This is a genomic window from Actinomadura sp. 21ATH (assembly GCF_041951345.1).
In the GTDB taxonomy this organism is placed as follows: domain Bacteria; phylum Actinomycetota; class Actinomycetes; order Streptosporangiales; family Streptosporangiaceae; genus Spirillospora.
This window is the reverse complement of record NZ_JBGNUR010000003.1, coordinates 190,937-208,011: the sequence shown is the minus strand read 5'-3', so window position 1 is coordinate 208,011 and position 17,075 is coordinate 190,937. Positions and strand designations below refer to the sequence as shown.

Below are 17,075 nucleotides of genomic sequence, written 5' to 3'. Positions count from 1 at the left end.
CCGGCCCGTGCGGGCCGGCCCGGTCACCGGCACCGGATCAGGCGAGGTCGTACCGGTCCAGGTTCATCACCTTGTCCCACGCGGCGACGAAGTCGGTGACGAACTTCTCCTTGGCGTCGTCGGACGCGTAGACCTCCGCGACCGCGCGCAGCTCGGAGTTCGAGCCGAACACGAGGTCGGCGCGGCTGCCGGTCCACCGCACCTTGCCCGAGGCGTCGCGGCCCTCGAAGGTCTCCGACTCGTCGGAGGTCGGCTTCCACACCGTGCCCATGTCGAGCAGGTTCACGAAGAAGTCGTTGGTCAGCCGCCCGGGGGTGTCGGTGAGGACGCCCAGGTCCGACTGGCCGTGGTTCACGCCCAGGACGCGCAGGCCGCCGAGGAGGACCGTCATCTCGGGCGCGCTCAGGGTGAGCAGGTTCGCCCGGTCGATGAGGAGGAACTCGCCCGGGAGCACGTTCCCCTTCGCGAGGTAGTTGCGGAACCCGTCGTGCGTGGGCTCCATCACCTCGAACGACTCCACGTCGGTCTGCTCCTGCGACGCGTCGGTGCGGCCCGGCGTGAACGGCACCTCGATGTCGACCCCGGCGTCCTTCGCGGCCTTCTCGACCGCGGCGCAGCCGCCGAGGACGATCAGGTCGGCGATGGAGATCCGCTTGCCGCCGGACTGCTCGGCGTTGAACGCCTGCTGGACCTCCTCCAGGGTGCGCAGGACCGTCGCGAGCTCGTTGGGGTTGTTGACCTCCCAGTTCCGCTGCGGCTCCAGCCGGATGCGGGCGCCGTTGGCGCCGCCGCGCTTGTCGGTGCCGCGGAACGAGGCGGCCGACGCCCACGCGGTGGCGGCCAGCTGGGAGACCGTCAGGCCGGAGTCCAGGAGCCGGGCCTTGAGGGCGGCGACGTCCTCGGGGCCGACGAGCTCGTGGTCCACCGCCGGCACCGGGTCCTGCCAGATCAGCGTCTCGGACGGGACCTCGGGGCCGAGGTAGCGGGCGACCGGGCCCATGTCGCGGTGCGTCAGCTTGAACCAGGCGCGGGCGAAGGCGTCCGCGAACGCCTCCGGGTCGTCCTTGAACCGCCGCGAGATCGGCTCGTAGATCGGGTCGAAGCGCAGCGAGAGGTCGGTCGTCAGCATCATCGGCTGCCGGTTGAGCGTGCCGTCCTCGGGGTCGGGCACGGTGTTCGCGCCGGCGCCGTCCTTCGGCCGCCACTGGTGCGCGCCGGCGGGGCTCTTGGTCAGCTCCCACTCGTAGCCGAAGAGGACGTCCCAGAAGCTGTTGTCCCACTTGGTCGGGGTGGGCGTCCAGGTGACCTCGAGGCCGCTGGTGTGGGAGTCGCGGCCCTTGCCGCTGCCGTGAGTGCTCTTCCAGCCCAGGCCCTGGTCCTCCAGCGGGGCGCCCTCGGGCTCGGGGCCGATGCTGGCCGGGTCGGGGGCCGCGCCGTGCGTCTTGCCGAAGGTGTGGCCGCCGGCGATCAGGGCGACGGTCTCCTCGTCGTTCATGCCCATGCGGCCGAACGTCTCGCGGATGTCGCGGGCCGCGGCGATCGGGTCCGGGTTGCCGTTCGGGCCCTCCGGGTTGACGTAGATGAGGCCCATCTGCACCGCGGCCAGCGGCTTCTCAAGGTCCCGCTCGCCGCTGTAGCGCTCGTCGTCGAGCCAGGCGGTCTCGGGGCCCCAGAACACGTCCTCCTCGGCCTCCCAGGCGTCCTCGCGGCCGCCGCCGAAGCCGAAGGTCTTCAGGCCCATCGTCTCCAGGGCGACGTTGCCCGCGAGGATCATCAGGTCGGCCCACGAGATCTTCCGGCCGTACTTCTTCTTGACCGGCCACAGCACCCGCCGGGCCTTGTCGAGGCTGGCGTTGTCCGGCCAGCTGTTGAGGGGCGCGAAGCGCTGCTGGCCGGCGCCGGCGCCGCCGCGGCCGTCGCTGACGCGGTAGGTGCCCGCGCTGTGCCAGGCCATCCGGATGATCAGCGGCCCGTAGTTCCCGAAGTCCGCGGGCCACCAGTCCTGGGAGTCGGTGAGGACGCGGGCGATGTCCTCCTTCACGGCGGGGAGGTCGAGGCTGTTGAACGCCTCGGTGTAGTCGAAGTCCTCGCCGAGCGGGTTGGTGATCGCGGGGTTCTTGGCGAGCAGCTTCAGGTTGAGCCGGTCCGGCCACCAGCCGCGGTTGCCGCCGCCCTGCGTCGGGTGCGGTGCGCGCGTGTGCGCCACCGGGCAGCCGCCTTCGCTGTTCTCAGACATGTGCTTTCCCTTCGGGGAGCGGGGGTGGATCAGGAATCTTCAGGTGTGGAGCAGGCGGGACACAGCCCCCAGTAGATGACCTCGGCCTCGTCGATCGTGAAGCCGCCGTCGTCGGACGCGGTCAGGCAGGGCACCTCGCCGACGGCGCAGTCGACGTCGGCGATGGTGCCGCAGGACCGGCAGACGACGTGGTGGTGGTTGTCCCCGACCCGCGACTCGTAGCGCGCCACGGAGCCCGACGGCTGGATGCGCCGGACCAGGCCCGCCGCCGTCAGCGTGTGCAGCGAGTCGTACACGGCCTGGTGGGACACCCTGGGCAGCTCCGCGCGCACGGCGTCGATGATCGATTCCGTGTCCGCGTGCGGATGCGCGTGCACCGCGCCGAGCACCGCCAGCCGGGGGCGGGTGACGCGCAGCGCGGCCTCGCGCAGCATCCGCTGGTAGTCCATGGGTGTGACCACGGCCACAGACTGGCCCATAAACTTGAATGAGTCAAGACTAGAGGAATACCTCCCGGCCACGGCCGTCCGGCGGTCCGGCGATCACTGTGATCGATTTCCCGGACGTTCACCGAACTTCGCTCCGCCGGGCCCCGTCGTACCCGTTCGACAGAACAACAATGTTCTTCTGAAGGAGGTAGCGGTGGCCGTGGTCACACCGGGCCCGCGCCGCCGCCAGAAGAACACCGGCATCTATATATTCGCCACGCCGGACCGGCGGGCGGCCTCAGCGCTCCCGGCCGGTCTCCGACCCAACTCCCGAGGATGCGAAACACATGGTCTCCCCCTTGCGTGAGAGAGATCCTCGCCAGCTCGGCGGCTACTGGCTGGCGGCGCGCCTGGGCGCCGGCGGCCAGGGGGTCGTCTACGAGGGCTACGACGCCCAGGGCGGCCGGGTGGCCGTCAAGGCACTGCACGCGGACGCGGTCACCGAGGCGTACCGCAACGGGCTCCGCAAGGAGGTCGCGACGCTCCAGCGCGTCGCCGCGTTCTGCACCGCCCGGATCATCACGGCCGACCTGGACCACCTTCCCCCCTACATCGTCAGCGAGTACGTTCCCGGCCCCGACCTGCAGAGCTGGGTCGACCGCAACGGCGCGTACGGCTCCGGCGAGCTCTACCGGCTCGCGATCGGCATCGCCACCGCGCTGTCGTCGATCCACCGCGCGGGCGTGATCCACCGCGACCTGAAGCCCGCGAACGTCCTGCTCGGCCCCGACGGCCCGCGCGTCATCGACTTCGGCATCGCCAAGACCGAGGAGATGTCGCGCAGCGCCACCGGCCAGCTCAAGGGCACCCCGCGCTGGATGGCCCCCGAGCTGTTCCGCGGCGAACGCGCCACCCCCGCCGTCGACGTGTGGGCGTGGGCCGTGACCGTGCTGTTCGCCGCGACCGGCAGGGCGCCGTTCGGCGGCGGGGAGCTGCCGGTGCTGATGCACCAGATCACGAACACCCGGCCGGACACCGCCGTGCTCGGCGAGCCGCTCCGCGGCCTCGTCGACGCCGCCCTCAGCCAGGACCCGGCCGAGCGCCCCGCGCCCGAGGAGATCCTCGTCGGGCTCATCGGCGGCGAGGCCCGCGACCCGCTCGAAGCGGGCGAGCAGGCCGCCGCCGAGGGCGCCCAGCCGTCGATGACGCTGCCGCCGTCCCTGGCCGAGCTCGCCGAGCAGGTGTACGGCGCGCTCGACCCGCACACGCAGCAGGCCGTGCCGCGCATCCTGCTCCGCATGGTCCTCGCGCGTCCCGACGCCGGCGACGTCCTGCGCACCGTCCCGCTGAGCGACTTCGCCGACGGCGAGACCGACCACGAGACGGTGCGGCGGGTGCTGAAGGCGTTCGGCGACGCCGGACTGCTCCACAGTCCCGACGGCGCCACCGTCGGGATCGGCACCCCCGCCCTGCTGCGCGCGTGGCCCCGCATGCGCGACTGGGTGGAGGCCGAGCGCGGCGGCCTGAACGGGCACCACGCCCTGGCCGACGCCGCCCGCCGCTGGGACGCCAACGGCCGCAAGCCCGCCGACCTGCTCCAGGGCTCGGGCCTGGAGGAGGCGCTCGGCTGGGCGTCCACCGGCCGCCGCCAGATCACGCTCAACCTCGCCGAGCGCGCGTACCTGGAGGCGTCGGTCGAGCAGACCCGGCACCGGGCCCGCACCCGGACGATCGTCACGGCGGCGCTCGCCGGCCTGCTCCTGGTCGCCGTGCTCGCCGGCGGCGGCGCGGGCGTGCTGAGCCTCAACCTCAGCCGGGCGAACGCGGAGGTCGCCGCGCAGCGCGACTCGGCGGTGGGCAGGCAGCTCGCCGCGCAGGCCGTCCAGACGCGGCGCAGTGACCCGGCCCTCGCGCGGCGGCTCGCCGTGGCGGCCGGATCCCTCGCCGGGAGCACGCCCGAGACGCACGACGCGCTGCTCTCCGTGCACTCGCAGTGGGAGAAGGACATCTGGCGGCCGCCGGGCACGGACGGCACGTGGAACGACCTCTATCCCGCCGGCGGCGGCCCGCTCGTCTTCTGGAAGCGCGACCGGCCCACGATCATCATCGCGGACCCCGAGCGGCGGAAGGTGGTGCGCACGCTCACCGCCAAGGGCGCGCCGCTCGTGGGCATGGACCTCACCCTGGACGGCCGCCGGCTCTTCACCCTCCAGACCGACGGCACCATGACGTTCTGGGACGTCGCGAAGGGCACCGCGAGCCCGCTCCCGTACAAGCACGCGGTCGGGTCCGGGCTCTTCCTCAGCCCCACCGGCGGAAAGCTGATCAGAACGCTGAACGGCCGGATCACGGTGCTGGAGACGGCCACCGGGCGGGAGCTGTTCCGGGCCAAGGGGAGGACGAGCGTGTGGGGGCCGGCGATGCCCCCGGACGAGCGGTACATGGTCATGCCGCTGGAGACCGGGAAGCAGCGGATGCGGCTGGCCTGGTGGGACCTCACCACCGGCAAGGAGGTCCCGGGCCGGCACAGCGCGCCGAACCAGTACCCGTTCGCCGGCGCCAGGCAGTTCACCGGCACGACGTTCAGCCCGGACGGCCGCTTCCTCGCGACCCGCGCCGGCGACACGATCGTCGTCCTGAACGCGCACGACCGCGAGATCCGCACGACGCTGGCGGTGCCGAAGGGCATGCTCGGCACGGACCTCGACTTCAGCCGCGACGGGAACCACATCGCCTCGGAGATGACGCTGTGGAGCACCGAGCCCGGCACGAACGCGGGCCCCTACCTCCGCTACACGCCCGACACCATGTGCAGCGGCACCCGCTTCGGCGGCGACGGGAGCAGCCTGCGCTGCGTCGACTCCCAGGACCGCGTCCGGTCGATCGACGTGTCCGGCTACACCGAGCGGCTCCGGTTCGCCGAGCTCGGCGTCCACTCGACGATCAGCCAGGACGGGCGGACGCTGGCCGTCAAGGTGAATCCCGACGCCGTCCAGATCTGGGACACCGAGTCCAGGAAGCGGCGGCCGGATGTCGGCGTCGGCCGCCCGCTGGAGCCGGAGATGGCGCTGTCGCCCGACGGCCGGCTGCTCGCCCTGCCCGCCCGGGACGGCACGATCGAGATCTGGGACGTGCGGTCGCGGGCCAGGCGGGCCGTGGTCAACGCCGGCCCGCCGCCGCTCGCCGGCCGCCCGCTGCCCTCGTTCTCGCCGGACGGCAAGGCGGTGGCCGTGCTGGTGTCCAGCAAGCCGCACGTGCTGCGGTTCTATGACACCGGCACGGGACGGCAGCTCGGCGAGGCCCGCCCGAAGAAGCCGGCCACGACGTCGGAGGGGCGCGAGCTCCGGATCGTCTGGAGCGAGGACGGGCGCCGGGTGGTCTCGACCGGCGACCTGGGCGTGGTCGCCTTCCCGTCCGGGAAGACGCTCGTCGAGCCCGGCCCGCCCGTGGTGGGCCGGACCGTGCAGGCCCTCAGCGCGCAGGGCGTGCTGGCGACCGTCGAGGGCTCCGGCGACCAGAGCGCCCTCATCTTCTGGGACGCCCGGACGCTCAGGCAGAAGGGGAGCCCGATCCGGCTGCCGAAGAACAAGACCCCGATCACGGCGATCTCGCCGGACGGCCGGCTCGCGGCCACCGCCGACGTCCGCGGCAAGATCGACATCTGGGACGTGGCGACCCAGCGCCACCTCGGGCTCGCGCTCACCGGCCACACCACGAGCACCGACACGGTGATCCAGTCGCTGGCGTTCAGCCCCGACGGCACGCGCGTCCACAGCGTGGGCCAGGACGACGCGGCGCTCGTCACCCACATCGTCGGCCCCCGGCTCCTGAAGGAGACGCTCTGCAAGGAGACCGGGCAGCTGTCCCGGCAGGAATGGCAGCGGTACGTGGGCGGCCCCAGCGGGATCGAGTACCGCGCGACCTGCTGACCCCGGCGGCGCCGCGGGGCCGGTGCGGAGACCCGCACCGGCCCCGCGCGCCGTTCAACGGGGGAGCGGGCGGAGGCCGAGCAGGCGGCGGGCGGTGTCCAGCAGGTGGCGGCGGAGGGCCTCGTCGTCCAGGCCGGCGAGCCGCGGATCCAGCCCGGCCGCCAGCATCCCGCCGCTGACCATGGCGGCGGCGACGAGCGTTCCGGGGTCCGGGTCCGGGCCGGTGAGGATCGCGTTGACGCGGCCTTCCAGCGCGTGCAGCGTGGGATGCTCGCGGATGAGGCGGCCGACCGCGGGATCGGCCAGGATGACGGCCATCAGCCGGCGGTTGTCCACGACCAGGTCGACCACGCCCGCCAGCGCCGCCGCGACCCGGTCGGACCGCCGGCTCCGCGCCTCGGCGCGCCGGGCCACCTCCTCCAGCTCGGCGAGCGCCGGGGCGATCACCGCCCAGACGATGTCCTCCTTGCTCGGGAACCGGTGGTAGACCGCGGCCTTCGTCACGCCCAGCTCGTCCGCGATCATCTGCAGCGACGTCCCGCTCACCCCGTGCCGGGCGAACAGTTCGAGGGCAACGGCCAGCAGCCGCTCCCGCGCCTCTCCCGGCCGCCGACTCCCCCTGGCCATCCCAGCAGCCTACGGCGGGCGCGCGGGTCAGAAGACCGTCCCGGCGTCGCGCGCGACCAGCTCGTCGGCCGCGCGCTCGGCGACGGCGGCGATCGTCATGGACGGGTTGCAGGCGGCGGTCGTGCCGGGCATCAGCGCCCCGTCCAGGACGTACAGGCCGCGGTGCCCGCGGACGCGGCCGGCGAGGTCGCAGACGATCCCCATCGAGGCGCCGCCCAGGGGGTGCCATGTGGACGGGACGACCGCGTTGGTGTCGAGGAGCACGGAGCCCGGCCCGGCGATCCTCGTGGCGCGCCGCTGGAGCCGCTCGTACAGCTTCGCGTCGCCGCCACTGGGCCAGTGCAGGACGGCCTCGTCCCTGGCGGAGTCGTAGACGAAGCGCCCGCGGCCCTCGCTCACGCCGTACCCGACGAGCATGGTGGAGCGCAGGTTGGCGGGCAGCGGCGGCAGCGACGCCTGGATGACGGTGTTCGCGGTGGCGGGGTCGTCCCACTCCTTGCTGCCGTAGACGACCGGCCCGCCCTGGGGGACGCCGAAGTCGTCGGCGAGGTTCGTCCAGACGTAGATGCGGTCGCCGTTGGTGCCCCAGTTGCTACCGAGCCCGTCGGGCATGTCCGGGATCTGGTCCTTGGCCGCCGCGCGCATCAGCAGCCTGGTGGTGCCGGCGGCGCCGGCCGCCATGACCAGCCCCTTCGTGGTGATGACCTTCTTCTCCAGCACGGTGCCGTCGGTGGCGATGCGGTCGACGGAGACCTGCCAGCGGCCGTCGCGGGCCATCGCCACGTCGGTGACGTTGTGCTGGGTCGCGACCGTCACCAGGCCGGTCGCCCGCGCGGCGGCGATGTAGGTGACGTCGACCGAGTGCTTGCCGCCGTTGTTCACGCCGAGCGAGCAGTCGCCGTTGGTGTACGACGGCTTCATCTCGCCCTTGAGCTCGCGCAGCGCGTACGACCAGTCGATCGGCATCGGGATCTTCGACAGCTCGTAGCCGGCGCGCTCGACGTTGCGCGCGAAGATCCGGGACGGCAGGTACGGCCTGCTGGCGATCAGCTCGTCCGGCGCGGTCCGGAGCCTGAGCATGCGGGCGACGCGCGGGTAGTACACGCCGTCCATCCGGGCGTAGTCGAGACCGCCGGGCATGGTCGCCTCGAAGACGTCCGCCGAGGGCTGGAGGGTCATGCCCTGGTAGACGAGGGAGCCGCCGCCGACGCCCGCGGCGCACATGATGTTCATCCCGTCGCCCTTCACCAGCTCCAGCAGCCCGGTGTACGGGTCGTGGACCGGCATCGGGACGCCGAACAGCTCCGGGTCGAGCCCCATCCACATCGCGCGCCGGTCGGGACTGGTGGCGTGCGGGAACGTCTCGGCGTCCGGCCCGGTGCGCCACCAGAGGCCGCGTTCGAGGACGAGCGAGGGCACTCCGGCCTGCGCGAACCGCAGCGCCGCGACACCGCCCCCGAAGCCGGAGCCGATGATCACCAGCCGGTGCTCCTCGCGCCGCACCGGTACGGATCCGCGTCGGGCGGCCCGGGCCGGCGGCGCTCCCAGGACGGACAGGGCCCCGGTCGCGGCGGTGCCGGCGAGCAGGGAACGGCGGCTGATCTCGGTCATGACTCTCCAGACGTCGGGGGGTGCGGGGAGTGAGCGTGGCCGGGACAAGGTCGGTGGAGCCGGGCTAAAGGTAGCCGATCGGCTAGTACGCGTGCCGTCCGGGTGCCGCTCGCCGGCCGGGCGCAACCCGGGGGCCGCCTTCGGGATAGAGGAGGGTGTCAGCACCCCCAGAACACGGAGGACGCAGCCATGAAGAGTCGCCCATGGCGATGGTGAGCCGGGTCGGGGAGGAGATGGACGATCCGCGGATCGTCGCCGCCTCCCTGGAGGACCCGGAAGCGTTCGGCGAGCTGTTCCGCCGCCACTCGCCGCGGCTCCACGCGTACATCAGGCGGCGGCTCGGTCCCGCACTGGCCGACGACGTGGTCGCGGACACGTTCGCGACCGCGTTCCAGCGGCGGGAGCGGTTCGACGGGCGCGCGGAGTTCGGCGCGTGGTTGTGGGGCATCGCGAGCAACCAGATCGCCAGGCACCACCGGCAGGAGACCCGCATGTACCGGGCGTTCGCCCGGACCGGCGTGGACCCCGCGGAGCAGGACTTCGCCGGCCCGGCCGCCGACCGGGCGGCCGCCGCGGCGCTCGGTCCCCGGCTGGCCCGGGCGCTGGCCTCGCTCGGCGCGCAGGAGCGCAGTGCCGTCCTGCTGCTGGCCTGGGGGGAGATGTCGTACGCGGAGATCGCGGCGACCCTCGATCTCCCCCTCGGCACCGTCAAGGCCAAGATCCACCGGGCCCGCAAGAAGCTTCGCAAGCACCTTCCCGAGGAGAAGAACGATGGATGAGCTGGACGCACTGCGCGGAATGCGGACCGCCCTGGCGGAGGAGGAGCACCCGGACCGGATCGCGTTGCGGACCGACTGGCGGGCCAGGGCGGAGGTGCGGCCCCGGCGCGGCGGCCGCGCTCCGCTGGGACGCCGCCGCGGGTTCCGGATGCCGCTGGTGAGCCTGGCGGCGACCGCCGCCGTGGCCGCGGGGGCCGTCACCGTCGTCTCCGTGCAGCCGGACGCCGCCCCGGAGGAGGCGACCGTGGCGCAGGGCGGCAACGTCCTGCTGGTCGCCGCGGCCAACGCGCAGAAGGCGCCGGCCGGGAAGTACTGGCACGTCAAGCGGATCAGCGGCGAGATCCACGCGGTCGGCGGCAGCGCGGCGAACCACTACAAGGTCGACTCCCGGCAGGGCGGCGAGGGCTGGGCGGAGCGCGGCGGCAAGGCGATCTGGGCGCACATCGAGTACTCCGACATCCCCCTCACCCCCGAGGACCGGCGGAAGTGGCGGGCGGCGGGCTCGCCCAAGTGGGCGAAGATCCCGAACTCGGAGGGCGGCGACGCGCAGATGCTGCTGGACATGGCGTCGCCCACCCAGCAGGGCACGCCGGCCTGGTACCCGGCCGACGACCGCTACTTCGGCCTCACGGCGGCGCAGATCGCCGCGCTGCCCACGGACCCGGAGGCGCTGGAGGAGTCGCTGCTGGACCTGGAGGGCGACTGGCACGCGTACTCCCGGAACAGGAACCCCGAGCCGATCCGGGCGCTGCGCGGCCAGGAGCGCGTCCGCGCGCTGAGCGACGTGACGCAGAAGCTGCTGTCCATGGCGCCCGCCCCGCCGAAGGTGCGCGCGGCGGCGTGGCGGATGCTCGCCGCCCAGCCCGGGGTCAGGGCCGAGGGCGCGACGACCGACCCGATCGGCCGGCGCGGCACGGCGGTCTCGCTGCCGCTGGAGACGACCGTGCCGCTGGGGCTCTACACCGCGCCCAAGCAGCTCGGCACGTACCGCCGGCAGCTGATCGTCGACCCGGCCGCCGGGACGCTGCTGGCCGTCCGGGACCTGGTGGCCACGCCGCCCAAGGGCAGCCGGAGGCTGCCGCCCGGGGACGACGGCAGGCCGCGCAGGCTGGAGGCCGCGGACATGCCCGACCGGTTCCACCGCCCGGGCGAGCTGGCCGGGTACGAGGTGTACCAGGTCACCGAGTGGACCGACGCCGAACCGCGGCGCTGACCCGGCGCACACCGTAACGCCGCCACCGCACGTGCCGCCCGCGACGCTCGTCGCGGGCGGCACGCCCCTTTCCGCGCGGAAAAGGATCAGAATGAGGGGAACCGAACGGGCGCACCGGACACAAGCAGGCCATGACCAACGAACCCCCCGCGGACGCGGAGTTGTGGGGCCGTGCCCGGAACGGCGACGAGCGCGCGTTCGGCGAGCTCTTCGACCGGCACTCGCGCACCGTCTACAACTACTGCTTCCGCCGAACGGCGGACTGGTCGGCGGCCGAGGACCTCACCTCCGTGGTCTTCATGGAGACCTGGCGCCGGCGGGCGCACGTGCGGCTCAGCGCGGACTCCCTGCTGCCCTGGCTCTACGGGGTCGCCACCAACGTCCTCCACAACCACCGCCGCAGCCTGCGCCGGCACCGCGCCGCCCTGGACCGGGTGCGGGCGCTGCCGGCCGCCGTCAACGACGCCGCGGCCGCCGCGGCCCGCCTCGACGCCGAGCACGAGATGCGCGCCGTGCTCGCGTCGATCCGGAAGCTGGCCCGCAAGGACCAGGAGGTCCTCGCGCTCTGCGTCTGGGAGGGCCTCGGGTACGCGGAGGCCGCCGCGGCGCTCGGCGTCCCGGTCGGGACCGTGCGGTCGCGGCTGGCCAGGGCCCGCGAACGGCTCAAGCAGGACATGGAACCGGTCCGGGTGGACGGACACAGGAAGGGCGACCGGCCCACGACGCTCTACACGGAGGAGGCATCATGATCGACCGGACGCCCCCCATGCCGCCGGAACGGCAGGACATGCCCGCCGGCCGCCATGCCGCCCGGCGCACCGCGCTGCTGACCGAGATGTCCGCCCGGCGCCGCGCCCCGGGACGCCGGCTGATGTTCGGCGGCCTCGGCGCGGCGGTCCTCGCGGGCGGCGCCGCCGCGGCCCTGGTGGTCGTGCCGGGCGGCGGCGAGGACGCCGCCCCGGGCGGCGGGACGACCCGGGTCGTTCCGATGAGCGCGCCCCAGGTCCTCGACCGCGCCGCCGAGACCGCGGCCCGGGAGGCCGAGCCGCGCCCGGACCAGTACATCTACCGGGCGGCCGAGTCGCGGGGCTTCGACACGCCCACCGTGATCCGCGAGCGGAGCTGGTACTCGGCGAACGGCAAGGGCATCGGCCTGAAGATCGAAGGGGGCCGGCGCTTCTGGGTCTGCGAGGCCATGGCGCGGCCCGCTCCGGCCAAGGCGCCCGCCGACTGCGAGAACGAGCCGCGCTACCGCGAAGACCTGCCGATCGACGCGAAGGCCATGCGCGCCTACCTCTACCAGAAGGCCCCGGGCACCGCACTGCCGCCCGACGTGCGGGCCTACAGCCACGTCCATGAGATCGTCTCCGGCGCCAGGCTGGCGCCCGCCTCGCAGGCGGCGATGTTCAAGGCGGTCGGGACGCTCCCCGGCGTGAAGCTCGTCAAGACGACCGGAGAGTACGTCGCGGTCGGGCAGACCTGGCGCGGCGTCCGGGTGGAGCTGCTGTTCGAGCCCGGGACGTACCGCTTCATCGGTACCCGCACCGTCGCCGACCCCGACCGTTCGTTCCAGCCCGAGGGCGGCAAGGACCTCGCGAACCCGGAGGGCTTCTCGGACCCGAAGGCGCGCGCGAGGGCGTCGAAGGAAGGGGCGATGGAGCGGTACGGCGCCGACCAGAAGCCGGGCACCCCGCTGCTCTCCTGGATGATCACCGACCAGCGGGTCGTGGACGCCATCCCGCCGGAGCAGCTCAAGAAGCCCTGAGACCCCGCATCGTGGACCGGCGCCGCCCTCGCCTCGCCTGGCCGAGGGCGGCGCCGCCCTTCCTTGCGCTGTTCGCGGCGCGGGACGGGAAGGAGGGAACGCCCACCGTCAGGATGGGGTGGGCGTGCGGCTGAGCCGGACGCCGCGGGCGGACCCGGTCACTCCGGGCGGGGGAGCAGGAGCGCGAGCAGGCGGTCCAGGACGTCCGGCAGGTCCTCGTCCGGGTGGGCCAGCCAGTACTCGTGCGCGGCGAGCGTGGCGGCGAGCACGGCGTGCCCGGCGGCGATCGCCACCAGGTCGCCGGGGCCGGTGCCGCGGCGCGCGGCCACGAAGTCGGCCGCGATGCGCCGCCATTCGGCGTGCCGCGCGGCGGCCTTCTCCTGCACCGCCGGGACGCTGAGGAGCAGCTGCGCCCGGTGCAGCGCCCACGTCCGGTGCTCGGGCGGATGGTGCAGGGCGCGCGGCGCCGCCCGGCGGAGCGCCGCGTCGTACGGCTCGCCGGGCGGGGCGGCGGCGAGCTCCGCGCGGAAGCGGGCGAACTCGGCCGGCGACTCGACCCACAGCACGTCGGCCTTGGAGGAGAAGTACCGGAAGAACGTGCGGCGGCTGATCCCTGCGGCCGCGGCGATGTCGTCGACCGAGGTCTCCTCGAAGCCCCGGTCGAGGAACAGGCCCTGCGCGATCTCGGCGAGCGCGTGCGCGCTGGTCAGCGCGGGGCGTCCGCCGCGGTCGGCGCCCGGGCGGCGCTGGCGGGATGGCGGCATGCCCCGATGGTCGCACGCGGTCCCCGCCCGCCGGTGTACGCGGGGCCCTAGACTTATGTCACCGTGCGCCATAACCTCCGGAGGGGAACCCTCGGAACGGGCACGGGAGACGGATATGGGCAAGCTGGACGGCAAGGTCGCGTTCATCACCGGAGCGGCGCGGGGCCAGGGCCGGAGCCACGCGGTACGGCTCGCGAGCGAAGGCGCCGACATCATCGCGGTCGACACCACGGCGAAGGTCGACAGCGTCCCCTACCCGCTCGCCACGGCCGACGACCTGGCCGAGACCGTACGGCTCGTCCAGGCCACCGGCCGCCGCATCGTCGCCCGCGACGCCGACGTCCGCGACTCGGCGGCGCTGGCCGCCGCCGTCGAGGCCGGGATCGCGGAGTTCGGCCGGCTCGACATCGTCCTGGCGAACGCCGGCATCTCCTCCCCGGCCCCGACGCTGGAGATGAGCGACGAGACCTGGCAGGACATGATCGACATCAATCTGACCGGGGTGTGGAAGTCGCTCAAGGCGTCGGTCCCGCACATCGTCGCCGGCGGCCGCGGCGGCGCCGTCGTCATCACCAGCTCGCTCGCGGCGATCTACGCCAACGAGAACACCGCGCACTACTCGGCCGCCAAGGCCGGGCTGGTCATGCTCATGAAGGTCATGGCCAAGGAACTGGCCCCGCACCGGATCCGGGTCAACACCGTCCACCCGACGACCGTCGCGACCGAGATGATCCTGAACGACGCCACGTACCGGCTGTTCCGCCCCGACCTGGACGACCCGACGCGCGCGGACTTCGAGGAGGCGGCCCGCGCCCTGAACCGCCTCCCCGTCGCCGCGCTCGAATCGGAGGACATCTCCAACGCCGTCCTGCATTTGGTCTCCGACGACGCCGCGTACGTCACCGGCGCCACCCACGTCATCGACGCCGGCGGCTCCCTGTGACCGTCCGGCCCGTCAGGAGCGCTGCCTGAGCAGGGTGCGGACGAGGCGGGCCAGCGGGGACTGGGACCGCGCGCCCGCACCGGCCCCGGTCTCCGCCGGCCCGTCCGCCCCCGCACGGGGCGCCGCCCGCTCCGCCCGAGCGGGACCCTGGTGGAAGCGGTACCGCACCGGCAGCGCGCTCAGTCCCCGCATCAGCGCGGACGAGCGCCACGGGAGATGGTCGGCGGGCAGGCCCAGCTCCAACTCCGCCATCCGCTCGAAGAGGCGCTCCACGGCGATCGTCGTGATCGTGGTGGCGAGCTCGTCGCCGGGGCAGCGGTGCGGGCCGGCGCCCCACGCGAGGTGGGCGCGGGAGCTGTGCACCGAGTGCGGGTCCAGCGCGCCGGCGAAGCCCGGGTCGGCGTGCGCGGCGGCCACCGACGGCATGACCGGGTCTCCGGGGGCGATCGCCACGCCGCCGAGCCTGGCGCCGGTCGTGGCGAAGCGCAGCGTCAGGTTGGTGTTGGGCGGCTTGGCCATCGCGGCCCGGTTGACGGCCTCGTGCAGCATGCCGCCGGCCAGGCTGGCCCGGACACCGGCGTCACCGTTGACGACCTCGACGATCGTGTTGCAGATCAGCAGGCTGGTGAAGTCGCCGAGGGTGCTGATCAGGTTGACCACTTCGATGGCGACCTGTTCGGTGCCGAGGCCGGGGGCGGCGGCCAGCATCCCCGAGGGCACGTCGTCCCCGGGCCGCCCGGCCCGGGCCTCGACGACCTGGCCGATCGCGGTGGTCAGCCGGCTCATCGCCCCGGCCGCGTCGGGCCCGGCGTCGACCACCCGCCAGGTGTCGATCAGCGCCTCGTCGGTGGTCGCGTCGATGCCGATCAGCCGGTTGCACGCCACCAGTGTCAGCGGCCGCGCGTACTGGGCCGCCAGGTCGGCGAACCCGGTCGGCCCGCCCTCGGCCAGCAGCGCGAGCAGCTCGTCGGCGTGCCCGCGGATCTCGTTCTCCAGCCGGCGGGCCTGCGGCTGCGTGCGGTCCTGGAACGGCTTCAGCCCCGCCGCCCACGCCTCCCGCAGCTCGGCGTGGCTGCGGCCCTCGTGGAACGGCACGCCGGGGTTCAGGTGAACGGTCAGCAGCGGCCAGTCCGCGGGGATCTCCCCGTGGACGTAGGCGCGCCAGTCGCTCATCCGCTTGCTCCACAGCCCGTTGTGGTTGCGCAGCACGGACAGGACCTCGTCGTAGCCGAGCGCCATCCAGACCGGTACCCCCATCAGCAGGATCGGGGCGACGCTGCCGTACTTGCCGCGCAGCCGCTCGTACACCGGCGCCGGGTCGTTGTCGAACTCGCGGGTGAGCAGCTCGTCGGTCGCCACCGCGTCGAGCCGTCCGGCGGGAAAGGGGGAGGCTGAGGGCATCTGAGGGTCCATGTCCGGAACTTTAGAGAGTGCGACCCCCGAACGCCCGGCGATCGGCTCATGACGGCGGGCGGCCGACGACGCGGACGGCGGTGCGGCCCTCACCGGGGAGCGCGCCCGCGGCCTCGCCGGCCGCTGTTCTAGGGTGGCCATGGACGGCACAGGGGCGGACGTGCGAGGTGGGCCAGGTGGGACGGGGCGGAACGGAGCCGGTGGGCGCGGGCCCGGCCGCGGGCGTCGACGCCGCCGTCGAGGAGCTGCTCGACGAGCTCGACTCGGTGGACGCGGAGGGCTGGTACCCGGCGGTCGACGTGGAGCGGCCGTGGTCGACGGCCAATCCCCGGATCGCCGGCGAGTTCGCGCGCCCGAGCGCGATCCGGCCCTACCTGCGCCGCGAGCTGTCGGCGCTGATGCGGGCCGGCGCGACCGTGACGGTACGGGCGTCCCGCCCCGCGCTCGACTTCAACGACCCCGGCTTCTTCCCCGCCCTGGACGAGGACCGCGTCGACCTGCGCGGCAAGAAGCTCTTCCTCTTCGGCCCGGAACGCATGGCGCTCTCGCTGGACCGCCTCTCGCACTACTGCGGGACGCCCGCCGAGTCGTTCCAGCGGCACGTGCTGTTCACCAACTACGCGATGCACGTCGAGTCGTTCCGGGAGCGTTTCCCCGACGCGGAGGGCCCGGTCCGGCCGGGCGTCCAGATGCCGGCCTGGCACCAGCGGACGCCGGACGGCGGCGGCGTGAGCCTGGTCAACATCGGCGTCGGCCCGTCCAACGCCAAGACCATCACCGACCACCTGGCGGTGCTGCGCCCGGACACCATGATCATGATCGGGCACTGCGGCGGCCTGCGCAATCACCAGGCGCTGGGCGACTTCGTGCTCGCCACCGCGTACCAGCGCGCCGACCACGTCCTGGACGAGGTGCTGCCGCTCGACATCCCGGTCATCCCCAACCACCGGCTCAACGCCATCCTGCTCGACAGCCTCGATGCCGCCGGCGCCCGCTACCGCCTCGGCGTCGTCCACACCACCGACAACCGCAACTGGGAGTTCAACCAGGGCCGCACGCTGGCCATGATGAAGAGCGCCCGCAGCATCGCCGTCGACATGGAGTCGGCGACGATCGCGGCCAACGGGTTCCGCTACCGCATCCCCAACGCGACGCTGCTGTGCGTCTCCGACAAGCCCCTGCACGCCGAGCCCAAGCTCGCCGGCGGCGCCCAGCCCTTCTACGAGGCGAGCAAGCGCCGCCATCTGAGCATCGCCCTCGCGGCGCTCGACCGGGTCGGGCGCGACTACCCGGACGGCCTCCCCAACCAGGAGCTCCGCGCCGCCGACGAGCCCCTCCTGGGCACCGAGACCGGCGACTGAGCAGGG

General features: G+C 73.7%; 13 protein-coding genes. 7 read left to right on the top strand and 6 right to left on the bottom strand.

What is annotated here, in order from left to right; translation table 11 throughout:
- Positions 1-37 precede the first annotated feature (37 nt).
- A complete protein-coding gene (gene katG, locus ACA361_RS13280; protein WP_375012215.1) occupies positions 38-2,236 on the bottom strand; it encodes a catalase/peroxidase HPI in 2,199 nt (732 codons plus the stop codon).
- A 29-nt stretch (positions 2,237-2,265) separates the two neighbouring features.
- Positions 2,266-2,670 (bottom strand): Fur family transcriptional regulator, encoded by a 405-nt coding sequence (locus tag ACA361_RS13275; RefSeq protein ID WP_375012491.1) that lies wholly within the window; start codon positions 2,668-2,670, stop codon positions 2,266-2,268.
- Between the two features lie 353 nt (positions 2,671-3,023).
- Here ACA361_RS13275 and ACA361_RS13270 point away from each other — a divergent pair, with 353 nt between their 5' ends.
- The gene (locus tag ACA361_RS13270) at positions 3,024-6,593 is read left to right on the top strand and encodes a serine/threonine-protein kinase (RefSeq protein ID WP_375012214.1); all 3,570 of its coding nucleotides are present in this window, start codon (positions 3,024-3,026) and stop codon (positions 6,591-6,593) included.
- Between the two features lie 54 nt (positions 6,594-6,647).
- Here ACA361_RS13270 and ACA361_RS13265 read toward each other — a convergent pair whose 3' ends face one another.
- A complete protein-coding gene (locus ACA361_RS13265; RefSeq protein WP_375012213.1) occupies positions 6,648-7,220 on the bottom strand; it encodes a TetR/AcrR family transcriptional regulator in 573 nt (190 codons plus the stop codon).
- 27 nt (positions 7,221-7,247) lie between these two features.
- Positions 7,248-8,831 carry a GMC oxidoreductase gene (locus ACA361_RS13260; RefSeq protein ID WP_375012212.1) on the bottom strand — a complete coding sequence of 528 codons (1,584 nt, stop codon included), beginning with the start codon at positions 8,829-8,831 and terminating at the stop codon, positions 7,248-7,250.
- A 203-nt stretch (positions 8,832-9,034) separates the two neighbouring features.
- On the opposite strand from ACA361_RS13260, the gene ACA361_RS13255 reads away from it, so the two are divergent.
- From ACA361_RS13255 to ACA361_RS13240, 4 genes are all read left to right on the top strand, one after another.
- The gene (locus tag ACA361_RS13255) at positions 9,035-9,610 is read left to right on the top strand and encodes an RNA polymerase sigma factor (RefSeq protein WP_375012211.1); all 576 of its coding nucleotides are present in this window, start codon (positions 9,035-9,037) and stop codon (positions 9,608-9,610) included.
- Positions 9,603-10,823 carry a CU044_5270 family protein gene (locus ACA361_RS13250; RefSeq protein WP_375012210.1) on the top strand — a complete coding sequence of 407 codons (1,221 nt, stop codon included), beginning with the start codon at positions 9,603-9,605 and terminating at the stop codon, positions 10,821-10,823. The genes ACA361_RS13255 and ACA361_RS13250 overlap by 8 nt, the downstream gene beginning before the upstream one ends.
- Positions 10,824-10,954: 131 nt before the next feature.
- Positions 10,955-11,572, top strand: a complete 618-nt coding sequence (locus tag ACA361_RS13245; RefSeq protein ID WP_375012209.1) for an RNA polymerase sigma factor — start codon at positions 10,955-10,957, stop codon at positions 11,570-11,572.
- Entirely contained in the window at positions 11,569-12,588 is a 1,020-nt protein-coding gene (locus tag ACA361_RS13240) for a CU044_5270 family protein (RefSeq protein ID WP_375012208.1), read from the top strand. The genes ACA361_RS13245 and ACA361_RS13240 overlap by 4 nt, the downstream gene beginning before the upstream one ends.
- 158 nt (positions 12,589-12,746) lie before the next feature.
- Here the strand turns inward: ACA361_RS13240 and ACA361_RS13235 are convergent, their stop codons facing one another.
- Positions 12,747-13,352, bottom strand: a complete 606-nt coding sequence (locus tag ACA361_RS13235) for a TetR family transcriptional regulator (RefSeq protein ID WP_375012207.1) — start codon at positions 13,350-13,352, stop codon at positions 12,747-12,749.
- Between the two features lie 115 nt (positions 13,353-13,467).
- On the opposite strand from ACA361_RS13235, the gene ACA361_RS13230 reads away from it, so the two are divergent.
- Positions 13,468-14,295, top strand: coding sequence for a mycofactocin-coupled SDR family oxidoreductase (locus ACA361_RS13230; RefSeq protein WP_375012206.1), 828 nt, complete (start codon positions 13,468-13,470; stop codon positions 14,293-14,295).
- Positions 14,296-14,307: 12 nt separating this feature from the next.
- Here the strand turns inward: ACA361_RS13230 and ACA361_RS13225 are convergent, their stop codons facing one another.
- Positions 14,308-15,708, bottom strand: coding sequence for a cytochrome (locus tag ACA361_RS13225; protein ID WP_375012205.1), 1,401 nt, complete (start codon positions 15,706-15,708; stop codon positions 14,308-14,310).
- Between the two features lie 176 nt (positions 15,709-15,884).
- Between ACA361_RS13225 and ACA361_RS13220 the strand changes: the two genes are divergently transcribed.
- Complete coding sequence (locus tag ACA361_RS13220) at positions 15,885-17,069, top strand: hypothetical protein (RefSeq protein ID WP_375012204.1); 1,185 nt, start codon at positions 15,885-15,887, stop codon at positions 17,067-17,069.
- The last annotated feature ends 6 nt before the right edge of the window (positions 17,070-17,075 follow it).

What these genes read in the sequence shown, in the direction of transcription:
- ACA361_RS13265 (WP_375012213.1), bottom strand. Translation starts at nt 7,220, where the DNA reads ATGGCCAGGGGGAGTCGGCGGCCGGGAGAGGCGCGGGAGCGGCTGCTG.
- ACA361_RS13250 (WP_375012210.1), top strand. Translation starts at nt 9,603, where the DNA reads ATGGATGAGCTGGACGCACTGCGCGGAATGCGGACCGCCCTGGCGGAG.
- ACA361_RS13230 (WP_375012206.1), top strand. Translation starts at nt 13,468, where the DNA reads ATGGGCAAGCTGGACGGCAAGGTCGCGTTCATCACCGGAGCGGCGCGG.
- ACA361_RS13260 (WP_375012212.1), bottom strand. Translation starts at nt 8,831, where the DNA reads ATGACCGAGATCAGCCGCCGTTCCCTGCTCGCCGGCACCGCCGCGACC.
- ACA361_RS13225 (WP_375012205.1), bottom strand. Translation starts at nt 15,708, where the DNA reads ATGGACCCTCAGATGCCCTCAGCCTCCCCCTTTCCCGCCGGACGGCTC.
- ACA361_RS13240 (WP_375012208.1), top strand. Translation starts at nt 11,569, where the DNA reads ATGATCGACCGGACGCCCCCCATGCCGCCGGAACGGCAGGACATGCCC.
- ACA361_RS13245 (WP_375012209.1), top strand. Translation starts at nt 10,955, where the DNA reads ATGACCAACGAACCCCCCGCGGACGCGGAGTTGTGGGGCCGTGCCCGG.
- ACA361_RS13275 (WP_375012491.1), bottom strand. Translation starts at nt 2,670, where the DNA reads ATGCTGCGCGAGGCCGCGCTGCGCGTCACCCGCCCCCGGCTGGCGGTG.
- ACA361_RS13235 (WP_375012207.1), bottom strand. Translation starts at nt 13,352, where the DNA reads ATGCCGCCATCCCGCCAGCGCCGCCCGGGCGCCGACCGCGGCGGACGC.
- ACA361_RS13255 (WP_375012211.1), top strand. Translation starts at nt 9,035, where the DNA reads ATGGCGATGGTGAGCCGGGTCGGGGAGGAGATGGACGATCCGCGGATC.
- katG (WP_375012215.1), bottom strand. Translation starts at nt 2,236, where the DNA reads ATGTCTGAGAACAGCGAAGGCGGCTGCCCGGTGGCGCACACGCGCGCA.